Raw genomic sequence first — 23705 nt, 5'->3', positions numbered from 1 at the left:
GCGAAATCAGGGCGCGGATTTGGTCCGCGCCCTGATCCGGTCGGTTGATTACATCGTCTTTCCGGCGGCGAAGGCGTCGCGCTGGCCCTGACGTTCGGCGTCGGGAGCGGAAACCAGGCCGTACTGGGCGAGCGGGCTTTCCGGGCCGATCATCTGGTCATCAAGGAAGAACTCGACATATTCCTTGAGGCCGGGAACGACGCCCAGATGCGCCTTCTTGACGTAGAAGAACAACGGCCGCGACACGGGGTACGTGCCATCGGCGATGGTCTGCGTCGAAGGCACGATGCCTTCCACGGTAGCGACCTTCAGCTTGTCGGCATTGTTCTCGTAGAAGGCGAGGCCGAACACGCCAACGCCGGTCTTGTTGGAGTCGATGCGGGCCAGCGTCTCGGTGTAGTCGCCATCGATGTCGACAGCCTTGCCGTCCTTGCGGATGGCGATGCAGGTCTTGCCGATTTCCTTGTCGTCGGCGATGCCGGCAGCCTTCAAAGCGGCCTTGTCGCAGCCGGCGTCGAGCAGCTTGGTCTCGAACACTTCACGGGTGCCGTGCTTCTCACCCGGGATATAGGCGGCGATATCCCAGTCGGGCAGCTTCGGATTGACCTGGTTCCACTTGGTGTTCGGGTTGTCGACCAGCTTGCCGTCGACCACCAGCTTGGCGGCGAGCGCCTTGTAGATGTCGGCGGGAACCAGCGCCCAGTCCGGACCCTTGATGTCGGTGGCAAAGACGATGCCGTCATAGCCGATGCGGACTTCCTGGACGTCCTTGACGCCGGCGTCGGCGCAGGACTTCAGCTCGTCCTTCTTGATCGGGCGCGAGGAGTTGGCGATATCGATCGTGTCTTCGCCGACGCCCTTGCAGAACTCCTTGATGCCGGCGCCGCTGCCGCCGGACTCGACCACCGGGGTCTTGAAGTTGGTGAAGGTTTCGCCGAACTGCTCGGCGACGATCTTGGCGTAAGGCAGCACGGTCGACGAACCGGCGACCTGGATCTGGTCACGCGCAGCGGCGACACCGGACGATGCGGCGAACGCTACTGCCACGGCCGATGCCGTAACGAGGAATTTCTTCATGTGGCCTGCTCCTGTTCGGAAGATGGTCTCTTGGCGCCCTCTTCAAACCGGCGCCCGCTGAGGCCAATAGCCTTCGATTATTACAGTCGCATGACAGTTTCGTGTCAGCCCGGTAACGTCGCACAGACGTCTTGTGGGCCGCACCCTTTAAGCCGGTTTGTGGGAATGGAAGTTGCCGCTGGAATCAGACGCTTGCGCAATTCGTGCTGGCATCAAGTCCCGGCACACCGCAGGCCGCGATGCCGAGAAAGAAAAACCGGACGGGAGCGCGTTGCCCGTGACCAGAGCGAATCTTGGCCGAGCCATCGCCAAAAACAGGTCCGTTGGGGTAGATTCGACGCTGTTTCTTGTCGGCGGTCGCTTGCTCCCGCCCGTAACTGAATGAGCGGTTTCGTTGCGACCATTGTCCTGACTGGGCGCCAGCTTTGATATGGTGCGATCGCACCATATCCTTGGCTGTTGCGGCGCGGCCGAATCCCGGCGGCGCCGCAGGTTGCTATCCAGCGTCTCGTTGGGCTTCGCCTGATATGCCGACCCAGCGCTCGACCTTTTCGAGCAGCGCCCTGGGGCTGATCGGCTTGGGCAGATAGTCGTCCATGCCGGCTTCCAGGCAGCGCTCACGGTCGCCCTTCAAGGCATGCGCGGTGACGCCGACGATCGGGATATGCATACCCGTATGTTCTTCCAGCCGGCGAATTGCGGCGGTGGCCTCGAGCCCGTTCATCTCCGGCATCGAGACGTCCATCAGGATCATGCGCGGATTAAGCCGGCCGAAGGCGTCGAGCGCCTTGCGGCCGTTGCCGACGATTTCGAAACTGTAGCCGGTTTCGCCGATTATCTGGGTGAACACCATCTGGTTCACCTCATTGTCCTCGGCAACGAGAATGTCGAGCCGGCGTTCATCCCCGGCGGCCCGGGCGCGGGCACGAACCGGCGGCGGTTGCAGCAAGGCGCGTTCCGATGCAGCGAGCGGCGGCTTTGCCGGCGACGGTTCGTTCCTGCCGCCGCCGGAACCGCTGCTTGCCGCCGGCAGCACACGGCCGTCCGTGATATTGTGATGGTGCCGCTGGATGGTGGCGACCAGCGTTTCCAGAAGCACCGAGGAACGCGCCGGCTTGATCAGCTGGGCGTCGATGCCGAGATCGCGATAGCTGGTGTTGGCGAGCGACTGGTCGACCGAGGTCAGCATGATGATCGGCGTGTCGGCCAGCCCTGCGGTGTTGCGCACGACGCGCGCCATTTCGGCGCCGCTCATCCCCGGCATCTGATAATCGAGCACGACGCAGTCGACCGGCACGCCGTAGGCAGCCGCGGCGACCAGCACCTTGAGCCCTTCGGGTCCGCTTTCCGCGGCGCAGGAATCGAAGGTCCATGACGCCATCTGCTCGCTCAGGATCGATCGGTTGACGGCATTGTCGTCGACGATCAGCACCCGTGAGCCGGTCACGTCGACCGGCATGATCCGCCGTCCGGTCTGTTCCTCGGCCCTGGGCAATGTCACGGTGAACCAGAAGGTCGAGCCCTTGCCTTCGGCGCTCTCGACACCGATCTCGCCGCCCATCAACTCGACCAGCCGCGAGGTGATGGCGAGCCCGAGCCCTGTGCCTTCGTGGCGTCTGGTCGACGAGGTGTCGGCCTGACTGAATTTTTCGAAGACGAGCTTTAATTTCTGCTGCGGAATGCCGATGCCGGTGTCGGTGACCGAAACGGTAAGCTTTGTCCCCGTCGGCCCCCTTTGTCCGGTCACGTCGACCAGCACGTGGCCTTCGTCGGTAAACTTCACCGCGTTGCCGACCAGATTGGTGACGATCTGCCTGACGCGACCGACATCGCCGACGAACAGGCTTTCCAGGCCCGGCTCGACGCGCACGATGAGCTCGAGGTCCTTCTCCTTGGCGCGCGTCGATATCAGCGTCGCCACATCCTCGATCGCTTCGGGCAGGTTGAAGGGCGCAGGGTCGAGCACCAGCTGTCCGGCATCGATCTTGGAGAAGTCCAGTATGTCGTTGATGATGGTCAAGAGCGCGTTACCCGACTTGACGATGATATCGGTGAACGTCTTCTGCTTGGGATCGAGGTCGGATTTGGCCAGCAACTCGGCCATGCCGAGTACGCCGTTCATCGGCGTGCGGATCTCGTGGCTCATATTGGCCAGGAATTCCGACTTGGCGCGGTCGGCCAGCACGGCGCGCTGGCGCGCCTCGCGCAGTTCGGCCTCGCGCAGCTTCAGTTCGGTGATGTCGGTGGTCGACCCAATCAGATAGAGCGAACCGTCGGACGCGATCATCGCGCCCTTGCGGGCGAACTGGTGGCGCACGCTGCCGTCGGCAAGCGTCACCGTTTCCTCGATCTCCTGTGTATCGCCTGTGCGCAGCACGGCGAGATCGCTGTTGACGAAGGCTTCGCCGTCTTCGCCGAAAATCTCGATGTCCGTCTTGCCGATCGCGTCTTCCCTGCGGAGGCCGGTGAGGTCGCACCAGCCCTTGTTGACGTAGAACTGCCTGAGGTCGGAGCGCTTGGCGTAGATCGACACCGGCACGTTGTCGATGAGATTGCGGAACACCTCGTTCTCGCGCATGCTCTCTTCCAGCGCCTGCTCGCGCGCCTTGACGTCGGTGATGTCGGTGCTGGAGCCGACAAGGTGCACCGACCCATCGAGCGCCACCAGCCGGCTCTTGCGCGTCATCAATTGCCGCACCGTGCCGTCGCGATGGGTAACGGGCTCCTCGATCTCGCGGCCGCGGCCGGTGACGACGACCTCGGTGTCGTCATGGGTGTAGGTTTCGGCGTCGTCGATGCCGAAAAGCTGGAGATCGGTCCGGCCGATGACTTCCTCCTTGGGGATGCCGGTCAGCGCGCACCAGGCCTTGTTGACGAATTCCATGCTCAGATCCTGCGCCTTGATGAAGGCGGCGACCGGCAGTTCGTCCATGACGTGGCGGAACAGGTCGATCTGGCGCATGCTTTCCTGCAGCGCCTTTTCGCGGCTCTTGATCTCCGAGATGTCGACGCGCACGCCGATGAAGGTGCCGTCCTCGGTGCGCATATCGTAGACCTGATACCAGCGGCCGTCCGCATTGAGGCGCTCATAGGACGAGTTGGGCAGGCGATAGCGGGCGAGGATGGCATTGAGCCAGACATCGGGGTCGCCTTCATAGAGCCTATCGATTTCTCGATCGCCGCTCGATCGGAAATAGCCGACCGAATGTCCGAGTTCCAGGGCCTCGCGGAAGCTGCGGCCGGGCTGCCATGCCGGTTTCAGCTCCGGCAGCGTGTCCTGCAGCTTGCGGTTTGCAAAGACGAACTTGTCGTCGCGGTCATAGATGATGACGGCCGCCGGCAGCGACTCCAGCACCGTGGTGAGGTTCTTGCGGGCGTCCTCGGCTTCGGTCTCGCGGCGCTTCATGTCGGAGATGTCGAACAGGAAACCGGCGACATAGTTGCGGCCGCTGGGCATGCCGACGCGGTTCTTGCGCACGATGCGCGAGCGGCTGGCGCCCTCGGCGTCGAAAGTCTCCTCGACCTCGTAGGGCGTGCCGGTCGCCAGCACGGCGCGTTCGCTGTCTTCGAATTGCGCGGCGTCCTTTTGCTTGAGGAAGTCGCCGCCGGGCCTGCCCAGCATCGCTTGCGGGCTCTGTCCGAACAGTGCCGAAAACGCCTCATTGACGAAGACGAAACGCAGATTGTCGTCCTTTACGAAGATCGGGTCCTTGACGCCGTTGATCACCGCCTCGGCCAGCCGCGATTTCTCCAGCGCTTGGGCGAGTTCAGCCTCGCGATCCTTCATGTTGGTGACGTCGACATAGGAGATCAGCCTTTTGCCGCCGGCGAGCGGCGCCAGCGAGGCAATCAGCGTACGGCCGTCATTGCGTGGCAGTTGCCTGGAGCCCACCAGGCCGGCCGAGATTTCTGCTTCGCGCTCGGCGATGTGGTCCTGCCATTCCGCATCGTCAGCACCGTACGGGTCCATATCGCGGCTGGCCTGCATCAGTTCGCGGAAGCCGCAGCCGATGCCGGCGCGCCGGGGATCGATTTCCCAGAAATCATAGAAGGCGCGGTTGATCACCTCCGCGCGCATGTCGGCATCGAGGACGAGCACGCCGATCGGCATCTGGTCGACCATCGTGCGAAGATTGGCGAAGGTCTCGGTGATCTTGGCGTTGGCACTCTCGATCTCGGCGTCGCGACGCTTGAGCTCGGAGACGTCGTAGTAGGTCAACAGCCGCTTGCCGCCGGACAACGCCGTCACGGAGAACATCATCGTCCTGCCATTGGCATGGAGAAATTCGCGTGGCGCAACCGAGCCGGCGCTGATCTCCTCGATGCGGGTGGCGAGGTAGTGCTGCCACTGCTGTCCATCGAGATCGCCGTAGATGCCGTTGCGGCGGTTGAGTTCCATCAACAGGCTGAACGGCGCGCCGACCGTGACGGCGCCGTCGGGGATCCTGGAGAGCTCGCGATAGGCCTTGTTGACGATGAGCGTGTCGAACTTCGCGTCAAGCACCACGACGCCCATATGCATGGCATCCATTGTCCGCTCGAGATCGGCGAGGTGCTGCGTAGCCTCGCCGGCCGGCGGATCGCTCTCGTCCTGCCGCAGTTCGTCCAGCGCACCGGCCAGTGCCGTGACGTTGCGGCCGATGCCGCGATAGCCGATGAATTCGCCTTCGCCGTCGAACCGCGGGGAACCGGTGATCGAAACCCAGCGGCAGCCGGGACGGCCGCCCTTCAACTCATAAACAAAGTCGCGAAACGGCCGATGCGCCTGCAGATCCTCCAGATGCGCGGCGGCGTGCTTATTGCCGTGCACCATCTGCTTGAGGAAATCGAAGCGGAAACGGCCAAGAATGCTGGCGGGATCGATGCCGGTGGCGGCCTGGTAGTTCTCCGAAAGCCAGGAAAAGCGCAGCTCGGCGTCGGTCTCCCAGACCCAGTCGGCGCCGGCCCCGACCAGTTCGCGCAGCGCTTCGGGCGAACCCCCGACGGACGTATCCTCGCCGTTCACCACCCCTTTTAGGGAACCGCGTCCGCCACGTGTTCCAACAGTCCCGTCAGCCATCCCGTTCCCACCCCGAAAGCCAAGGCCGAACCCCCTCAGCGGTTCGCCGGCGGAATGTGCCCGAGAAGCATTAATGATCCGCTAACCATAACCAATCCAGACTGCGGCCAGAGCCACATTGCCCTGCGGTATTCCGCCGGTTGTCGGCGGAACCCCGGCCGGGCTATAAGTCAGCGGGGGTGTTGCTGATGACCGGTTGGATCGTGCCTTGTTTCCTGTGCCTGGCGCTGCTTGCGGGCAGCGGCTGCGCACGCAGCTATGACGGCACGGTGGTGATCCCGAAGCCGCTCGATATCAGGCGGGTCTGGGATCGCGATCCGTCGCAGACTGAGGCCAGCCAGATGCAGGCGGCAGCCGGTGTGTTTCCGACGCCACCGCCGCAGGAGCCCTACCGGCCCGCGGCACGCAGGCACACGACACAAATAGCTGCGCCAAGGCGGCACGTCAGGTCCAGCCCGCCCAGCATGGCTTCCGAACCGGCCAATCCGCTCACCTGCAAGAATGTCAGCGAACCCGGCAAACGCTACAGGATGGTTTGCGAATAGCTGGTACTAGAGCAATTCCAGGAAAAGTGTGAAACGGTTTTCCGTCCGGAATTGCGTAAAACAAAGACATAGAGCGGTTCGCCGTTTCGGTGAAACGGTGAAACGCTCTAGGCGCAGGTTACTCCGCCGGGAAGAAAGCCGGCCCGACCACCCTGACCGGCCGCGAGCCGGCCAATGGCTCGACCGACTGTCGCTGGGCGGCGCCCCTGGCCTCTGCAGCGTCTGCGCCAGGCTGGAGAAGTTGCGCCACGGTGCCAAGATCCGGCTTCGCTGACGGCAAAGGAATGATCGCGTTGGCCATATTGGCTGGCGTCACCGTGCGCGCTCTCAGCTCGGCAACGCGCCGGTGATAGCGCTTGAGGTCGCAGGCCCTGAAGTTCGCATCATTGCGATATTTGAAGGCCGTCGGCAGGTCCTTGTAGGATGTGCGCGTATCGAGCGCGACCATCTCTTCGGTTTCAAGGCTTGGGTCACTGAGCGTGTATAGGTCGACGCCGGCATCGTCGCAGATGTAGCGGCACTGATCGACCATCTCCTTGGCATCGCCGCCTTGCACGAACTGCGATTTCGGCGCCGGGAAGAAATAGCCGTCCGAGAGACGAACGCAAAACAGCATCGAATTGCTGCCGATCATGGCGCCAGCCGGACGCTGTCTTTGTTGCCCGGCGGCGGGCGTGCAGCCGAGCGCGACGAGCCTGGCCTGCAGTCCGGACGCATCCCGGCGCGAAATCGCGGCGCCGGCGATCTGGCGTTGCACCTGTGTGCGGCTTTTGGCGAGGTCGGCGCAAGCATTGAAGAAGCCCCCCACCGCACTTTGCGCCGTGCACCGGCGTTGCCTCTCCAGCCCCTGGATCGCCGCAAGCTGGCGACGTAGCTGCGCAAGCTCGGAGCTGATCCCGCCGCTGCGGCCGGACGGTGCCAGCTGGCTCCTGAGCGCGGCGCATGGATCGGCAAGGGAAGCCGAAATGCCGAGGACGCTTGCCGCTACCGACACCAGTGCAAAGGTCACGACAAGCCACAAACGCATCATCGGCGACACCTGGTTCCTTGTACCCCTGTGGAGCCGATCGCCGCTCCAGCCGATTGAGCCTCAATGCGGGAGGTAAGTCTAATTCAAGAGACGCCAGCAACCGCCAGGTATTTTATGCCGAGTGTATTATGCCGGTTCCTGTAAATTCGCTATTACACTTTTGTTTCAAGATGAGACGAAGCCAGGCTCGGGCGAGCCAGGCCGCCCGCAATCATCGATCCCGCGTTATCGGGCCCTTGCGGATGAAACCTTTCTCCGGTGTCTCGCGTTGTGTCGGGCAAAGGAGACGAAGATGTCTATTCACTTCACTGTCTCTGGCCTGACCAGGAACCTGTTCCACTCGCTGGGGCTGGACCATGAGCGGGCGCCGAGAGCGCTCGATCCCGAACAGAGCCTGTTGCTGGAATGCTATCTGGCCGGACAGATTCCGGAATCCGCCTGGGCCGACTACGTCTTCGAGACACCGGAACTGCAGCGGCATGTCGATATCAGACGCCTGCACAACTGATCAGAGCAACTTCAGGAAAAGTGTGAGTCGTTTTTCCGGGAAAAGCGCGTAGCGCTTTCCCCTGGGAATTGCGTAAAGACAACGAGAGAGGGGGTCGCCGTTTCTGTGAAAACGGTGAAACGCTCGCCCGCTCGCCTACTGCTTGGGCGAAGCGAATTTCACGGTGAAGACATTGCCCGCGACGCCTTGCGCCAGCGTCGGCGAGAAGCTCAACGGCAGGCACTTTTGCAGGGCAGTGGTTGCGGCGTCGACGAACGACTTCCTGGTATCCGCATCGCCATCGACCTTGATCCTGATGTCAGACTTTACGGCATGAGACGGGCCTGATGGCGCATCGGCGAAAAGCAAAAGGCCGGCATTGCGCCGACCTTTCCCTTCACCCTTGCGCCAGTACATCCGTGGTCGCGCGGTGCCTTCAATAGACAGCGTTCTGGTTAATGAATCCTTAGCTTTACGCGCTGGCCTGCGACTTCACATAGGCGATGTAGCCGCGCACGTCGCCGGCCGGCTCGGCATAGGCCTTGCCGAGTTTCTTCTCCATCGCCGCGACATACTCCTTGGCCCATTTTGGCAGCGCATAGTCGATGACGGCCAGGAACTCCAGCGTCGATGCCAGGCGTATGTCGGCGATCGACGGGTGCTTGCCGCCGATGAACGGCTTGCCGTCCCTGAAGAAGGAGTGAAACACCTCCAGCGGCTCGGCAATCGCCGCCATGGCGGCCTTCTGCGCCTCGGACTTCTTCTCCGGATGAGCGTCGCTATGGCCGACCTCGCCGGCATAGTGCGGGAAACCCAGCGCCGGATAGGTGGCGCGCGCCACATAGGGGTAGAGCGTGCCGATCAGGTAGAACATGGCGCTGTCGACCATCGCCCGCTTGGCCGGTGCCTTGGGATAGAATTTCTCCAGCCCGTGCTTGTTGGCGAGATACTGCATGATGGCACAGCTCTCCCACAGCACGCCGCGCGGCAGCCCCTTGTCCTCGATCATCGGCGTCAGATGCGCCGGATTGCGCGCCATATATTCCGGCGACCGCGTGTGGCCCCAGGCGTCGGTCTCGGCGGCGTCGAACCCGGCTGCACGGGCAAACACCCGAACGGTCATGTTGTTGACGCTTGGCTTCAGCATCGAGAGCTTCAGCGCAGGTTTTTTCGCCGCCTTGGCCTTCGGCGCGGATTTCCTGGCAGCCGGCCTCGTCGCGGTTTTGGCGGCCGGCTTTGCGGCTGCCTTCGGCGCGGCCTTTACGGCCGCTTTTGCCGCCGGCTTCACTGCCTCTTTTACTGCTGGCTTGGCCGCTGGTTTGCCAGCGCTCTTAACTGTCTTTGCCATTGTGGTCCTCCCCTTTTGCTGGCCGTCGGTATGGATTCTTCGGCGTCCGGTCGTCTGACAAGGTCGCGCGCGACCATTCGACCAGCGTCTGGATCGCGTCGGCAAGGTGTACTTCGGCGATGTTGTAGTCGCCGCGCGCAACGCGCAGCTTGTGCGCCTGCATCAGCACGTCGGCATGGGTGAAACCTGCCGGCGGATCGAAGCGATAGGAGGCGAGTTCGATCAAGAGGCCGAGCGGATCCTCGAAATAGATCGAATCCATGAAGCCGCGATCCTTGACGCCGCTGTGCTTGATGGCGCGCTCATCGAGCCGAGCGACCGCCTGCAGGAAGGTCACGCGCGACACCGAGAACGCAATATGATGGACGCAGCCCGGTTCGGTCGGCGTGCGCCGCTTGACCGGCGTGCGGCTCTCGTCGGTGAAGACGGTGATCAGCCTGCCGTCGCCGGGATCGAAATAAAGATGGCTTTCGCTTGGCTTGTCGAGGTTGGGCTGCTCGAAAATGAACGGCATGCCGAGCACGCCCTCCCAGAAATCGATCGAGGTCTGGCGGCCGGCGCCGACGAGCGTGATGTGATGGACGCCCTGCGACTGCAGTTTCTGCATCGGTCTCCTCCTCGCCGACCCCTCGCCTTCCGGGGCGAGCTTGGATCCCGCCACCTCATACCATCGCCGCACGCCATGCGCGTGGCCGATGTGCATGCCTGGCGGCGTTTCCCCCTATCTGTTCCCCGGCGTTTTGCGCGCCGTAACGAGCCCTTTGGAAAGGCTTCGTACAATGATGCTAGTGCAATTGGCAGCGCCGCGCCAGAAGCGACGATAGCTAACGATGCGTGGAGAGCCAAGCGCTCAAGGTTGTCGAATCTTGGCTAAGCGACGGCTCTAAGTTCGGCCTCCGCCAGCGTGCCCAGGCCCGCGCATTCGGCGCATGCCATGGTCTGCCCGGGACAGCCGGCCCGATGCGTACCTTGCGGGCAGCAATGCCCTTTCGACTCACGCCATTTCAAGCAATCGAAAACCTGCCCGCTGCCGTGACAGCGCGAGCATATCATTTTTGCCGAACTCATACTTGCTATGCCCAACCAAATCCGCGTTGCCGCAGATGCTATCCCCGCACCGCAAGTAACAGAGATCGCTACGCTTTCAAGCGTCGCGGCCTGACTTAAATTGGGTGTATTCGGGTGCGCGGACTTGCCGAATTTCGCTGATGCCGCCGACCCTCGCGGTCACACGCGATCCGCGCGGCTGCTGCCCGAAATTTTCGATGATGCGGAAGGAAAGTCGTTGCTTGGTACGCCCAAGGGGAATCGAACCCCTGTTCCCGCCGTGAGAGGGCGGTGTCCTGACCGCTAGACGATGGGCGCGTTCAAGAACCGGCGATATAGGCTGACGGTTTGGAAAAAGCAACTGGCTTCGAACGGCCGGACCGCTTCTGTGCAATGTCGGTTCGTGGACCTAGCGTTTCGGCTCGATCAGGTCCCACAGATTGCCATAGAGGTCGGCGAAAACCGCCACGGTGCCGTAAGGCTCATGGCGTGGCGTTTCGTGGAACTCGACGCCGTTTTCCAGCATCGTCGCATGGTCCCTGGCAAAATCATCGGTTTCGAGAAACAAAACCACGCGGCCTCCGGTCTGGTCGCCGACGCGGCTCTTCTGCACATCGTCCAACGCTTCCGCCAGAAGCAGCCGGGGCCCTTGCCCGACCGCCGGCGTTACCGTCACCCAGCGCTTGCCGTCGCCGAGCTCGATGTCGTCGCAGAGGACAAAGCCAAGCTTGCCGACATACCAGGCGGTCGCCTCGTCATAGTCGGCGACGACGAGCGTGATGGTTGCGATGCGGCGATGGTCGGCAAACCCGGTCATTGTTTCGGCCCGCTCATTTGTTGCGGATGGCGAAGCGGCCGATGATACGGCGCTCGGCGATGTCGTAGACGAAGATGGTGCGGCTGCCGTCGCTGATCTCGGCGTCGATCGAAATGCGATTGCCCGACAGAGCCTGGCTGATCACCTTGGCTCCGACCGGGAGCACTATGTCGGCCACGAGCGGCTCGCCGGGCGGAACTGGAATGTCGTTGGCGAGCGGCGGGTTCGCGGGCGGCGCTTTGCGCGATTTGTAGACAATGGCCGCGATCACCACCATAAGGGCCAGCAAAAGCAGGCCGAGATTGATGGCCATGAAACGGATGAGCCTGCCGCGCACCTTTTCGATCTCGGGATCGAGCGGCTTTTCTTCTTCATCGGCAACGGGCCGGGCCATGGCAGAACTTTCCGGAACTTTTTTCGATGAGCGCTCATAGCGAAGAGACCCCTGAATTGATAGAGGCTGGACAATTCATAGAGGCGGCGCCGACCGTGCTCGAAGCCGGCGCGGAAGCGGCCGGCCAGCGCCTCGACCAGTGGCTCGCGAGCGCCCTCGGGCCTGACATGTCGCGCAGCCGGGTGCAGATGCTGATCCGGCAAGGTGCCGTTTCGATCGACGGCAAGCCGGTCGACGAGACCAAGCGCAAAATGAGTGCCGGCGAGCGCGTATCGGTCGTCATGCCCAAGCCCGAACCGGCCGAACCGCAAGGCGAGCCCATCGCGCTCGACGTGCTTTATGAGGACGACGAGCTGATCGTCATCAACAAGCCGGCCGGCCTCGTCGTCCATCCCGGCGCCGGCAACTGGACCGGCACGCTGGTCAATGCCCTGATCCACCACTGCGGCGACAGTCTTTCAGGCATTGGCGGCGTCAGGCGGCCGGGCATCGTCCATCGGCTGGACAAGGAAACCAGCGGCGTCATGGTGGTGGCTAAGACCGACCGCGCCCACAAGGCGCTGTCGGAGGCCTTTGCCGACCACGGCCGCACCGGCGACCTCGAACGTGCTTATTTGGCGCTGGTTTGGGGCATCCCTCCACGGCCGACCGGAACGGTCGACGCGCCGCTTGGCCGTGCTGCCGACCGCGTGCGCCGCGCCGTCGTGCCGGAAGGCCGTGACGATGCCCGCCGCGCCGTGACCCATTTCACCGTCAAGGAGCGTTTCGGCGAGGGCCAGCAGGCGTTCGCCACCGCCAGCCTGGTCGAATGCCGGCTGGAAACCGGCCGCACCCACCAGATCCGCGTTCACATGGCTCATATCGGCCATCCCGTCATCGGTGACCCCGATTACGGCCAGGCCTTCCGCACCAAGGCCAACCGGCTGCCCGAACTGCTGAAGGGTCAGGTCAAGGCATTTTCCAGGCAAGCTTTGCATGCCTGGCTTCTTGCATTTCGGCACCCGGCTACCCATTTATCGATGAGGTTCGAGGCGCCGATACCGGGGGACATGGAGGAACTCGTCGGCGGCTTCCGCAAGCTCTGAACCCGAGCAATTCCAGGAAAAGTGTGAAACGGTTTTCCGTCCGGAATTGCGTCTAAACAAGCCAGCTAAAACCTGAGCGGCATTGTTCACTTCAGCGTGACACACTGTTTCGTGTTGAACAAATGCCTGTCTTTTCTGGTTTTGTTCCTATATAAATCAGTTGCCGCGGGCGAGCCTTTTGGTGCTCGCGTCACATGCCCGCCGCGTTTCGGGGGCATCACTCCAATAGAGAGGGGGCGCAATCATGGCCCAGTCACTACCCAGTATTGTTTCCGGCGAAGGCGGCCTCAGCCGCTACCTGGAAGAAATCCGCCGCTTTCCCATGCTTCAGCCGCAGGAAGAGTACATGCTCGCCAAGCGCTACGCCGAGCATGAAGACACTTCCGCTGCGCACAAGCTCGTCACCAGCCATCTTCGGCTTGTTGCCAAGATCGCCATGGGCTATCGCGGCTACGGCCTGCCGATCGGCGAAGTGATCTCGGAAGGCAATGTCGGCCTGATGCAGGCCGTCAAGAAATTCGAACCCGAGCGTGGCTTCCGCCTCGCGACCTACGCCATGTGGTGGATCAAGGCCTCGATCCAGGAGTACATCCTGCGCTCGTGGAGCCTGGTCAAGATGGGCACGACCGCCAATCAGAAGCGCCTGTTCTTCAACCTGCGCAAGGTGAAGGGCAAGATCCAGGCGCTGGACGATGGCGACCTCAAGCCCGACCAGATCACCGAGATCGCCACCAGGCTGAACGTGTCGGAAGCCGAAGTCGTGTCGATGAACCGCCGCCTGTCGGGCGACGCGTCGCTGAACGCGCCGATCCGCGCCAGCGAGGGTGAATCCGGCGAATGGCAGGACTGGCTGGTCGATGACCACGAAAGCCAGGAAGACATGCTGATCGAGCAGGACGAGCTGGAAAACCGCCGCGGCATGCTGTCGGGCGCTCTGGCCGTGCTCAACGATCGTGAGCGGCGCATCTTCGAGGCCCGCCGCCTCGCCGAGGAGCCACTGACGCTGGAAGAGCTGTCTTCCGAGTTCGACATCAGCCGCGAGCGCGTGCGCCAGATCGAGGTGCGCGCCTTCGAGAAGGTGCAGGACGCGGTCAAGGCCGCCGCCAAGCGCCAGATGCAGGCGCTGCGCACGATCGAGGCGCAGCCGGCGGCGTAAAGCCGGGTTCGGCTAAGGAACAGAAGGCGGCGTCGGGAAACCGGCGCCGCCTTTTTTATGTCTTACGCTTACGCTGGCGATTGGCGAAAGCATTCTTGACATCCAATCTCCCCCCTTGCGGGGGAGATCGGCAGCTTCGCCAACTGCCCTCTCAAAGCCCATCAAGCGGAAACTTCAGATACCGCCTCCCATTGGCCTCCGGTTCCGGCAGCCGTCCACCATTCATGTTGACCTGCAGCGCATGCAGGATCAGCCGCGGCATCGGCAGTGTCTTGTCGCGCGCTTCGCGCAAGGCGACGAACTCGGCTTCGCTGCGCGCCGCAACGAGGTGGATATTCTTTGCCCTCTGCTCGGCGACCGTGCTCTCCCAGCACGGCTCGCGCCCGCCGGCCTGATAGTCGTGGCCGACGAACACGCGCGTATCGTCCGGCAGCGCCAGAATGCCCTCAATCGAATGCCACAGCCGCGCGGCACTGCCGCCGGGAAAGTCCGTCCTTGCCGAGCCGCTGTCGGGCATGAACAGCGTGTCGTGGACGAAGGCTGCGTCGCCAATGACATAGGTGATCGAGGCGAGCGTGTGGCCGGGCGAGAACAGCACCTTGACCGGCAGGTTGCCGATCATGAACGTTTCGCCTTCCCCAAACAGCCGGTCCCACTGCGAGCCGTCTGCGGGGAAATCCGGCCAGTTGTAGATCGCCTTCCACAGCGCCTGGACTTCGACGATCCTGTCGCCGATCGCCGTCGGCGCGCCGGTCTTTTCCCGGAGATAGTGCGCCGCCGAGAAATGATCGGCATGCGGATGGGTGTCCAGAATCCACTCGAGCTCCAGCCCGTTTTCGCGGATAAAATCCAGCAAGGCGCCGGCATTCTTCGTCGCCGTCGCGCCGGATTTTTCGTCGAAGTCGAGGATCGGGTCGATGACGGCGCAGCGTCTCGTCACCGGGTCGGTGACGACATACTGGATGGCGCCGGTCGGCTTGTCGTAGAAGCCGGCGACCTCAGGTTTGGCCGAAGCGATGTCCAATGTCCGGCCCCCCCGCCCCTTGCCCGACAGGAACCGTTTTCTCCGTCGGGTTGAACAACAGCATGGTCATCTGGCAAAGCGCGCCGGTCAAGCACGCCTTGCCAGAAATAGGACTGAAGCCCGAAATAGCTCCGACGGAGAAAACCTAGGCTGACGGCTGCTTGGTCTTCCTGAGATAGGGCAGGATCGTCTCGAAAGCGCCAAAACGCTTGACCGCATCTTCGTTCGAAACCGCGGCGGTGATGATCACATCCTCGCCCTGCTTCCAGTTGGCCGGCGTCGCCACCTGGTGCTTGGCGGTCAGCTGCATGGAATCGACCGCGCGCAGGATCTCGTCGAAGTTGCGGCCCGTCGTCATCGGGTAGGTCAGCACCAGCTTGATCTTCTTGTCCGGCCCGATGACATAGACCGAGCGCACCGTGGCGTTGTCGGCCGGCGTGCGGCCTTCCGACGTCTCGCCGGCGCCCGCCGGCAGCATGTCATAAAGCTTGGCCACCTTGAGGTCCTTGTCGCCGATCAGCGGGTAATTCACCGTCTGGCCGGTCGCCGTCTTGATGTCGGCCTGCCACTTGTCGTGGCTCGCAACGGGATCGACGGAAATGCCGATGACCTTGACGTTGCGCTTCTTGAACTCGCCTTCGAGCCCCGCCATCGTGCCCAGCTCGGTGGTGCAGACCGGGGTGAAATTCTTCGGATGGCTGAACAGGATCGCCCAGCCGTCGCCGATCCAGTCATGAAACTTGATCGGCCCTTGCGTGGTATCGGCGGTGAAGTCAGGCGCGATGTCGTTGATACGAAGGCTCATGGCATTATTTCCCCAGCAACAGATTTCGTCAGGAGCGGCCGTGGACGGCGTCAACGCTCCGGCATTCCCGCATCTTAGCGCAAAAATCGCGGCTGCAGGACAATAGGAAACTATTATTGGCGACGGAACGAGCACTTTCGTTCTACGGACCGACGTTGGGCCGACAATCTTTCGTTTGTGCGGGGAAGGCTCAGGCCTTGTTGACCGCCAGCGACGTGGCCAGGTCTTCCATGCGCTGGGCGAGCGCGCCGAGCGCGCTGGTCAGCACGGTGTCGTTCTTGTCGGCCTTGGTCAGCGCTTCGTCGCGCGTCTTGCGCAGCGTCTGCACTTCGGTCTCCATGCCCTTGACCCGCTTCTGCAGCTCCGAAAGCTCGTCCATCACCATGATACCGGCCATCACCGTCAGCCGCTGGTCGCCGATCTCGCCGAACGAATCCTTCAGATGCGAGACATAACGGTCGAACCGCTCGGCGAGGTCGATCAGGTGCTCCTCCTGACCCTCGTCGCAAGCCATGCGATACTGCTTGCCGTCGATGGAAACCGTGACCTGTGCCATGGCCTGCAGCTCCTACCTGTCCAGCACCGCGCGGATGGTTTCCATGGCGGTCACCAAGCGGCGCGACACTTCCTTGTTGGCATCTTCCAGCCGTTCGGCGCGGGCTTCGGAATTGTCGAGTTCCTGCGCCAGCCGTGAACGGTCGGCGTTCATGCGCTGCACCTCAGCCTCGGCTTCGGAATAGTCGCGCTCGTGCTCGAGCTTGGCCGCGACGGCGTTTTCCAGCCCCTCGATGGCCTTGCCCAGCCTGTGGATGACTTCCTTGAGTGTGGTTTCGCCGGTCATGGCCTTCGTCCTGTGCCCTGCCCATCACCGAATCGCTTCGCGTTCAGAACGCGTTAACAAGGAAACATTAGGCACCGGGTGAAGGCAACGTCAACAAAGCTCTCGCGACTGTCCCCCGCTAACGCTAATGTAGGTCGCCCCATAAGGTCTCAAAGCCATCACAAGACCGGCAAATGTGCTGCCGATTTGTTGACTAAAAGCCCGTGGCTGCTATGTGTCGCGCACTCTTTCCTGGGCTCTGCCAAGCCCACAAATTCCCACCCCGGAGGTTCCATGACGTCGCGTGAACAACATGACCGGATGGCCAATGCGATCCGTTTTCTCTCCATGGACGCCGTCGAGAAGTCCCAGTCCGGCCATCCCGGCCTGCCCATGGGCTGCGCCGACATCGCCACAGTGCTGTTCACCCGCTTTCTGAAATATGATCCGAAGAACCCCCATTGGCCGGACCGAGACCGCTTCATCCTGTCGGCCGGCCATGGTTCTATGCTGCTCTACTCGCTGCTGCATCTGACCGGTTACGAGGACATGACCCTCGACCAGATCAAGCATTTCCGCCAGCTGGGTTCCAAGACTGCCGGCCATCCCGAATACGGCCATGCCACCGGCATCGAGACGACGACCGGCCCGCTCGGCCAGGGTCTCGCCAATTCGGTCGGCTTCGCGCTCGGCGAGCGCATCATGAACGCCGCCTTCGGCAACGACCTCGTCGACCACTACACCTATGTGCTGGCCGGCGACGGCTGCCTGATGGAAGGTGTTTCCCAGGAAGCCATCGCGCTGGCCGGCCACCTCAAGCTCAACAAGCTGATCGTCTTCTGGGACAACAACAACATCTCGATCGACGGTCCGGTTTCGCTTGCAGACAACACCGACCAGGTCGCCCGCTTCCAGGCCTCGGGCTGGAACGCCAGCCACATTGACGGCACCGACCCCGAGGCGATCGCCTACGCCATCGAAGCCGCCCGCCATTCCGACAAGCCGACGATGATCGCCTGCAAGACGACCATCGGCTTCGGCGCCCCGACCAAGGCCGGCACCAACAAGGCCCACGGTTCGCCGCTCGGTGCCGACGAGATCGCAGGCGCGCGGAAATTCTTCAACTGGGACTCGCCGCCCTTCGAAATTCCGGCCGACATTCTCGACGCCTGGCGCACCGCCGGCAAGGCCGGCGTCAAGCCGCGCACCGACTGGGAAGGCCGCCTGGCCAAGGCCAAGCCTGAGTTGAAGACCGAGTTCGAGCGCCGCCTCGCCGGCAAGCTGCCGTCGAATTTCGATGCCGTCATTGCCGACTACAAGAAGAAGCTGTCGGCCGACAAGCCGAAGGTCGCCACCCGCAAATCGTCGGAAATGGCGCTGGAAGTCATCAATGGCGCGGTGCCGGAAACCATCGGCGGCTCTGCCGACCTCACCGGCTCCAACAACACCAAGACCAGCCAGACCAAGAACATCACGCCGGACGATTACGGCCAGCGCTATGTCCACTACGGCATCCGCGAGCATGGCATGGCGGCCGCCCTCAACGGCCTGACGCTGCATGGCGGCCTCATCGCCTATGGTGGCACCTTCATGTGCTTCTCCGACTATGCCCGTCCGTCGATGCGGCTGGCGTCGCTGATGGGCATCCGCTCGATCTTCGTCATGACCCATGATTCGATCGGTTTGGGCGAAGACGGCCCGACCCACCAGCCGGTCGAGCACCTGGCGGCGCTCCGCGCCATCCCCAACCACAATGTCTTCCGCCCGGCCGACGCGGTGGAAACCGCCGAATGCTGGCAGATCGCCATTGAATCGGAAAAGACCCCGTCCACCCTGGCGCTCACCCGTCAGAACCTGCCGACGGTGCGCACCGAGCACTCGGCCAGGAACCTCTCGAGCCAGGGCGCCTATGAACTGGCCGCGGCGAGCGGCGAAGCGGCGGTGACGATCTTCGCCACCGGCTCCGAGGTCGAGATCGCGCTCGGCGCCCGTGATTTGCTTGAAAAGCACGGGCACCCGACCCGCGTCGTCTCGGTGCCTTGCTTCGAACTGTTCGACCAGCAGAGCGACGCCTACCGCAAGGAGACGATCGGCAACGCGCCGATCAAGATGGCGATCGAGGCTGGCATCCGTCAGGGCTGGGATCACCTGATCGGCTCCGACGGCATCTTCATCGGCATGACCGGCTTTGGCGCTTCCGGCACCATCGAGCAGCTCTACCCGCATTTCGGCATCACCGCCGAAGCCGCGGCCAAGGCGGCGGAAGCCCGCCTGCACGGCCAGTAAGATCAGGGTCAGTCCCGCGCACCTCCGAGGCGGATTCGCGGGGTGGACCAACCTAATCGATTTAAATTCGGCCTTCTGCGGCTGGATTCTTGTGCCATCCGCCGCTATGAAGCTGCGGACCCATCTGCCGCCTCCAGCTCCCAGGGAGAGTAAAATGACCGTCAGAGTTGCCATCAACGGATTTGGCCGCATCGGCCGCAACATCCTGCGCGCCATCCATGAATCCGGCCGCAAGGACATCGACGTCGTCGCCGTCAACGACCTCGGCCCGGTCGAGACCAACGCGCATCTGCTGCGCTATGACAGCGTGCACGGCCGCTTCCCGCACGAAGTGTCGGTCTCGGGCGACCAGATCACCGTCGGCAAGGAGACCTTCAAGGTCACCGCGATCAAGGACCCGGCGCAGCTGCCGTGGAAGGAGCTCGGCATCGACATCGCGCTCGAATGCACCGGCATCTTCACCGCCCGCGACAAGGCTGCCGCGCATTTGACCGCCGGCGCCAAGCGCGTCGTCGTCTCCGCGCCTGCCGAAGGTGCTGACCTCACCGTCGTCTACGGCATCAACCACGACAAGCTGACCAAGGACCACATCGTCATTTCGAATGCGTCCTGCACCACCAACTGCCTGGCGCCGCTGGCCGCAGTGCTGCACGAGACCGTCGGCATCGAAAAGGGCATGATGACGACGATCCACTCCTACACCGGCGACCAGCCGACGCTGGACACCATGCACAAGGATCTCTACCGCGGCCGCGCGGCTGCCCTGTCGCAAATCCCGACCTCGACCGGTGCGGCCAAGGCGATCGGCCTGGTGCTGCCCGACCTCAAGGGCAAGCTCGACGGCATCTCGATCCGCGTGCCGACCCCCAACGTCTCGGTTGTCGACTTCAAGTTCATCGCCAAGCGCGCCACCACCGTGCAGGAGGTAAACGAAGCGGTGATCGCTGCCTCCAACGGCAAGCTGAAGGGCATTCTCGGCGTCACCCATCATCCGAATGTGTCGATCGACTTTAACCACGATCCGCGCTCGTCGATCCTGGCGCTCGACCAGACCAAGGTCATGGACGGCAACTTCGTTTCGGTGCTGTCCTGGTACGACAATGAGTGGGGCTTCTCCAACCGCATGGCCGACACCTCGGTCGCCTTCGGCAAGACCATCGCCTGATCTGAAGGCATCGTCTCGCAGCTTCGAACGCCCGGCTGTGCCCGGGCGTTTTTCGTCAGCGCGCCGGGCAAGGCGCGCCGAGCCGCCAAACGCCGGAAAATCAGCGGCATAAGGCAAAAAGCCATCCTTGCGCCTTGCACCGGCCATTCCTTCGCCCCACTCTCCCGTGAATCGGTAGAAAGAGGAATTCGAGGGGCAAATCACGGATGGAGCATGCGATCTATCTCGTCACGCTGGTCGGCACAGCGCTAGTCGTCGCCGCAGCGTTCTCGAGCCTGATCGCCTTTCGCTTCGGCGCCCCTTTGCTGCTGCTCTTCCTCTGCATCGGCCTCGCCAGCGGCGTCGATGGTCTCGGTATCGAATTTGACAATGCGCGCGTGGCATATTTTGCCGGCTCACTGGCGCTGGCGGTCATCCTGTTCGATTCCGGTTTCGGCACGCCGCTCAACGCGCTGCGCCAGGCGGCCGGCCCGGCGCTGTCGCTGGCGACCTTTGGCGTAATCCTGACCACTGGCCTGTTCGGCGCCGCCGCCTATTACCTGCTCGACCTCAGCTGGCTGGAATCCTTCCTGCTTGGAGCTGCCGTCGCCTCGACCGATGCGGCTGCGGTGTTCTTCCTGCTGCGCGCCGGCGAAATCAATCTGCGCGAGCGCGTGCGCGCGACACTGGAAGTCGAATCCGGCACCAACGACCCGATCGCCATCTTCCTGACCATCACGCTGGTCGAGATCATCGCCGCCCACGCCAATCCCGAGACCCATGTGCTGGTCACCGACCTGATCCTCGGCTTCCTCCTCAATATGGGGCTCGGCGCCGTCGTCGGCGTGCTTGGCGGGCTCGGCATCGTGCGCCTCGTCGACCGGCTCAACCTCGACCATGGCTTGCTGCCGATCTTCGTGCTGACCCTGTCACTGATGGTGTTCGCCGCCGCCGGCGCCATTGGCGGCTCGGGCTTCCTGGCGGTCTATCTCGCCGGGCTGATTGCCGGCAACTCCGACATCCGCGCCGTCACCATCCTGAAGCGCTTCCAGGACGGCATGTCGTGGCTGGCACAGATCATTATGTTCCTGATCCTCGGCCTGTTCGCGACACCCTCGCAGTTTCCGGCGATCATGGTGCCGGCGGTGCTGCTCGGCCTGTTCCTGATGTTTGTCGCGCGCCCTGTCGCCGTCTGGCTCTGCCTGATCCCGTTCCGCCTGCCGCGTCCCGAGATCGCCTTCGTCTCCTGGGTCGGCCTGCGCGGCGCCGTGTCCATCCTGCTTGCCATCACCCCACTGCTCGGCGGACTGGAGAACGGCCGCACCATCTTCAACGTCGCCTTCATCATCGTGCTGGTATCGCTGGTGGTGCAGGGCTGGTCGGTCGGTCCGCTGGCGCGCCGGCTCGGCCTGATCGTGCCGGCGAGACTCGGGCCGCTCGACAAGGTCGAACTCGAACTGCCGGGCTCCGCCCACCACGAACTGCTCGCCTACCGCGTCGCGCCCGGCAGCCCGGTGGCGCGCGGCGAGCGCATCCCGCGCTGGGCACGGCCCTCGCTGGTGCTGCGCGACGGCCGCTCGATGCGTTTCCAGGACATGGGCCGGCTCGCGGCCGGCGACCAGGTCTACATCTTCGTGCCCGACCGCTATCCGCGCCTGCTTGACAAGCTGTTTGCCAGCCGCGCCGTAGTCGACCCCGAGGATGCCGACTTCTTCGGCGCCTTTGCCGTCGATCCCGCCCGCTCGGCCGCAGAGCTCGAGGCCGCATACACTCCGGGATTGAGCGAAGCCGAGCAGAAGCTCACCGTCGGCGCGCTGGTGACGGCGCGGCTCGGCGGCCATGCCGAATATGCCGACCGGGTGCTGATCGGCCCGATCGAATTGATCGTCCGCGACGTCGACGACAAGGGCAAGATCACCGGTCTCGGCCTCTCCTTCGAGCCGACCGCGCCGGTGGCGCGGGTTCCGGTGTTCCTGAGCGCCGGCGAGATCGGCGATCGGGTCTCCGCCTTCATCCGCAACTGGCACAAGCCGACCGAGACGCAGACTGCAGAGGCGATAGCCAATGAGAAGGCCCTTGAGCCGACGGCGGAAAAGATAACGACCGAAGGCTGACAAGCGATCGGTTCACGCTGACGTCCCGCATCATCACGACAGCCTTCGCCTTGATCTCAAAATTTAGCTCGCACCCCGGCTCAAGCCTTGCATCGTCATCGATGCGAGGTATGGTCCCGGCGATTTTTCACGGAAAGGTATCAGCATGGCCGCCTTCAAGACACTCGACGATATCGGCAATATCAGCGGCAAGCGCGTGCTGGTGCGCGTCGACCTCAACGTGCCCGTCGCCGACGGCAAGGTCACCGACGCCACCCGCATCGAACGCATTGCGCCGACCATCGCCGAACTGTCCGGCAAGGGCGCCAAGGTCATCCTGCTCGCGCATTTCGGCCGCCCGAAGGATGGTCCCTCGCCCGAATTCTCGCTGGAGCCGATCGCCAAGGCTGCCGCGGAGGTGCTTGGCCGCCCCGTCGGCTTTGCCGGCGACTGCGTCGGCGACACGGCGGGCAGTGCGGTCGCCGCCATGAACAAGGGCGATGTGCTGCTGCTGGAAAACACCCGCTTCCACAAGACCGAGGAGAAGAACGACCCGGCCTTTACAGAGCGGCTCGCCGCCAATGGCGATATCTTCGTCAACGACGCCTTTTCCGCCGCCCACCGGGCGCACTCCTCGACCGAAGGCCTGGCGCGGCTGTTGCCGTCCTATGCCGGCCGCACCATGCAGGCCGAGCTCGAGGCGCTGGAGAAGGGGCTCGGCAATCCGGTCCGCCCTGTCGTCGCCATTGTCGGTGGCGCCAAGGTGTCGACCAAGATCGACCTGTTGATGAACCTGGTGAAGAAGGTCGACGCGCTGGTCATCGGCGGCGGCATGGCCAACACTTTTCTCGCTGCGCGTGGCACCGCTGTCGGCAAGTCGCTGTGCGAGCATGACCTTGCCGCGACCGCCAAGCAGATCATGATCGAGGCCGCCGAAGCCGGCTGCGCCATCATCCTGCCTGTCGACGGTGTCGTCGCCAAGGAATTCAAGGCGGGTGCCGCCAGCGAGACCGTTGCCATTTCGGATGTCCCGGCTGACGGCATGATCCTCGATGTCGGCGAAAAGACCGTGAAGACGATCGGTGAATGGATCGACCGCGCCGCGACGCTGGTCTGGAACGGCCCGCTCGGCGCCTTCGAGATCGAGCCTTTCGACCACGCCACGGTGGCGGCGGCCAGGCACGCGGCGGCCCGCACCAGGGCCGGCAAGCTGGTCTCGGTCGCCGGTGGCGGCGACACGGTGGCCGCCCTCAACCATGCCGGCGTCGCCGACGACTTCACCTATGTCTCGACCGCCGGTGGCGCTTTCCTGGAATGGATGGAAGGCAAGCCGCTGCCCGGCGTCGACGTCCTGAAGAAGCAGGCCTGATCGGGACGAGGGCGTCAAACGAGGCGCTGGAAACTTTCAATCGATTCGAGCTTTCCGATGCCATTCCTTTGGCGGTAGACTTCCCTTAAGCGCGGAACAACACCGTCAAGGAGAAGCAA

The 23705-nt window shown here is 63.3% G+C and carries 20 protein-coding genes and 1 tRNA gene; 8 read left to right on the top strand and 13 right to left on the bottom strand.

The genetic code is table 11. The annotated features are described in order from the left end of the window. Window positions 1-48: 48 nt before the first annotated feature. Both NLY42_RS10615 and NLY42_RS10610 read right to left on the bottom strand, forming a co-directional pair. A complete protein-coding gene (locus tag NLY42_RS10615) occupies window positions 49-1077 on the bottom strand; it encodes a substrate-binding domain-containing protein (RefSeq protein WP_023670113.1) in 1029 nt (342 codons plus the stop codon). A gap of 496 nt (window positions 1078-1573) precedes the next feature. Then, on the bottom strand, window positions 1574-6136 hold the full coding sequence (locus NLY42_RS10610; RefSeq protein ID WP_502882133.1) for a PAS domain-containing hybrid sensor histidine kinase/response regulator: 4563 nt from the start codon (window positions 6134-6136) through the stop codon (window positions 1574-1576). A gap of 188 nt (window positions 6137-6324) precedes the next feature. On the opposite strand from NLY42_RS10610, the gene NLY42_RS10605 reads away from it, so the two are divergent. Beyond that, a complete protein-coding gene (locus NLY42_RS10605; protein ID WP_023696429.1) occupies window positions 6325-6681 on the top strand; it encodes a hypothetical protein in 357 nt (118 codons plus the stop codon). A 118-nt stretch (window positions 6682-6799) separates the two neighbouring features. On the opposite strand, the gene NLY42_RS10600 is transcribed toward NLY42_RS10605, so the two are convergent. Next, window positions 6800-7711, bottom strand: coding sequence for a DUF2865 domain-containing protein (locus NLY42_RS10600; protein ID WP_023754145.1), 912 nt, complete (start codon window positions 7709-7711; stop codon window positions 6800-6802). Between the two features lie 292 nt (window positions 7712-8003). Here NLY42_RS10600 and NLY42_RS10595 point away from each other — a divergent pair, with 292 nt between their 5' ends. Beyond that, window positions 8004-8219, top strand: coding sequence for a hypothetical protein (locus NLY42_RS10595; RefSeq protein ID WP_023696431.1), 216 nt, complete (start codon window positions 8004-8006; stop codon window positions 8217-8219). Window positions 8220-8354: 135 nt separating this feature from the next. Here the strand turns inward: NLY42_RS10595 and NLY42_RS10590 are convergent, their stop codons facing one another. The 6 genes from NLY42_RS10590 to NLY42_RS10565 all read right to left on the bottom strand — a co-directional run bounded on the left by NLY42_RS10590 (window position 8355) and on the right by NLY42_RS10565 (window position 11804). Beyond that, entirely contained in the window at window positions 8355-8615 is a 261-nt protein-coding gene (locus NLY42_RS10590; RefSeq protein WP_032895714.1) for a UCP034077 family protein, read from the bottom strand. 55 nt (window positions 8616-8670) lie between these two features. Next, window positions 8671-9546 (bottom strand): glutathione S-transferase family protein, encoded by an 876-nt coding sequence (locus NLY42_RS10585; protein ID WP_023696433.1) that lies wholly within the window; start codon window positions 9544-9546, stop codon window positions 8671-8673. Beyond that, window positions 9530-10153, bottom strand: a complete 624-nt coding sequence (locus NLY42_RS10580; RefSeq protein ID WP_023696434.1) for a VOC family protein — start codon at window positions 10151-10153, stop codon at window positions 9530-9532. The genes NLY42_RS10585 and NLY42_RS10580 overlap by 17 nt, the downstream gene beginning before the upstream one ends. Before the next feature lie 683 nt (window positions 10154-10836). After that, window positions 10837-10911: transfer RNA gene (locus NLY42_RS10575), tRNA-Glu, on the bottom strand. Between the two features lie 91 nt (window positions 10912-11002). Beyond that, window positions 11003-11410 carry a VOC family protein gene (locus NLY42_RS10570; protein WP_023754144.1) on the bottom strand — a complete coding sequence of 136 codons (408 nt, stop codon included), beginning with the start codon at window positions 11408-11410 and terminating at the stop codon, window positions 11003-11005. 13 nt (window positions 11411-11423) lie between these two features. Next, entirely contained in the window at window positions 11424-11804 is a 381-nt protein-coding gene (locus tag NLY42_RS10565; protein WP_023735222.1) for a hypothetical protein, read from the bottom strand. A 26-nt stretch (window positions 11805-11830) separates the two neighbouring features. Here NLY42_RS10565 and NLY42_RS10560 point away from each other — a divergent pair, with 26 nt between their 5' ends. Continuing rightward, window positions 11831-12889, top strand: a complete 1059-nt coding sequence (locus NLY42_RS10560; RefSeq protein ID WP_023735223.1) for an RluA family pseudouridine synthase — start codon at window positions 11831-11833, stop codon at window positions 12887-12889. A gap of 244 nt (window positions 12890-13133) precedes the next feature. Beyond that, window positions 13134-14045, top strand: a complete 912-nt coding sequence (gene rpoH, locus NLY42_RS10555) for an RNA polymerase sigma factor RpoH (protein WP_023670124.1) — start codon at window positions 13134-13136, stop codon at window positions 14043-14045. Between the two features lie 151 nt (window positions 14046-14196). Here the strand turns inward: rpoH and NLY42_RS10550 are convergent, their stop codons facing one another. The 4 genes from NLY42_RS10550 to NLY42_RS10535 form a co-directional block, all read right to left on the bottom strand. Continuing rightward, window positions 14197-15069: an MBL fold metallo-hydrolase gene (locus NLY42_RS10550; RefSeq protein WP_023670125.1), complete on the bottom strand. Its 873-nt coding sequence runs from the start codon at window positions 15067-15069 to the stop codon at window positions 14197-14199. Window positions 15070-15214: 145 nt separating this feature from the next. Beyond that, a complete protein-coding gene (locus tag NLY42_RS10545) occupies window positions 15215-15874 on the bottom strand; it encodes a peroxiredoxin (protein WP_023711663.1) in 660 nt (219 codons plus the stop codon). 190 nt (window positions 15875-16064) lie between these two features. Beyond that, the gene (locus tag NLY42_RS10540) at window positions 16065-16430 is read right to left on the bottom strand and encodes a cell division protein ZapA (protein ID WP_023670127.1); all 366 of its coding nucleotides are present in this window, start codon (window positions 16428-16430) and stop codon (window positions 16065-16067) included. A 12-nt stretch (window positions 16431-16442) separates the two neighbouring features. Further along, entirely contained in the window at window positions 16443-16715 is a 273-nt protein-coding gene (locus tag NLY42_RS10535) for a DUF4164 domain-containing protein (RefSeq protein ID WP_023670128.1), read from the bottom strand. Between the two features lie 273 nt (window positions 16716-16988). On the opposite strand from NLY42_RS10535, the gene tkt reads away from it, so the two are divergent. From tkt to NLY42_RS10515, 4 genes are all read left to right on the top strand, one after another. Beyond that, window positions 16989-18980, top strand: a complete 1992-nt coding sequence (gene tkt / locus NLY42_RS10530; protein WP_023734661.1) for a transketolase — start codon at window positions 16989-16991, stop codon at window positions 18978-18980. Window positions 18981-19134: 154 nt separating this feature from the next. Then, window positions 19135-20145: a type I glyceraldehyde-3-phosphate dehydrogenase gene (gene gap, locus NLY42_RS10525; RefSeq protein ID WP_023748339.1), complete on the top strand. Its 1011-nt coding sequence runs from the start codon at window positions 19135-19137 to the stop codon at window positions 20143-20145. A gap of 206 nt (window positions 20146-20351) precedes the next feature. After that, on the top strand, window positions 20352-22238 hold the full coding sequence (locus NLY42_RS10520) for a potassium/proton antiporter (RefSeq protein WP_023696439.1): 1887 nt from the start codon (window positions 20352-20354) through the stop codon (window positions 22236-22238). Window positions 22239-22383: 145 nt separating this feature from the next. Further along, complete coding sequence (locus NLY42_RS10515) at window positions 22384-23586, top strand: phosphoglycerate kinase (RefSeq protein ID WP_023670132.1); 1203 nt, start codon at window positions 22384-22386, stop codon at window positions 23584-23586. The last annotated feature ends 119 nt before the right edge of the window (window positions 23587-23705 follow it).

Source organism: Mesorhizobium sp. C372A (genome assembly GCF_030323245.1).
Taxonomy (GTDB): Bacteria; Pseudomonadota; Alphaproteobacteria; order Rhizobiales; family Rhizobiaceae; genus Mesorhizobium.
Note: the sequence above shows the minus strand (reverse complement) of the source record. Positions and strands in the feature narration are given on the sequence as shown.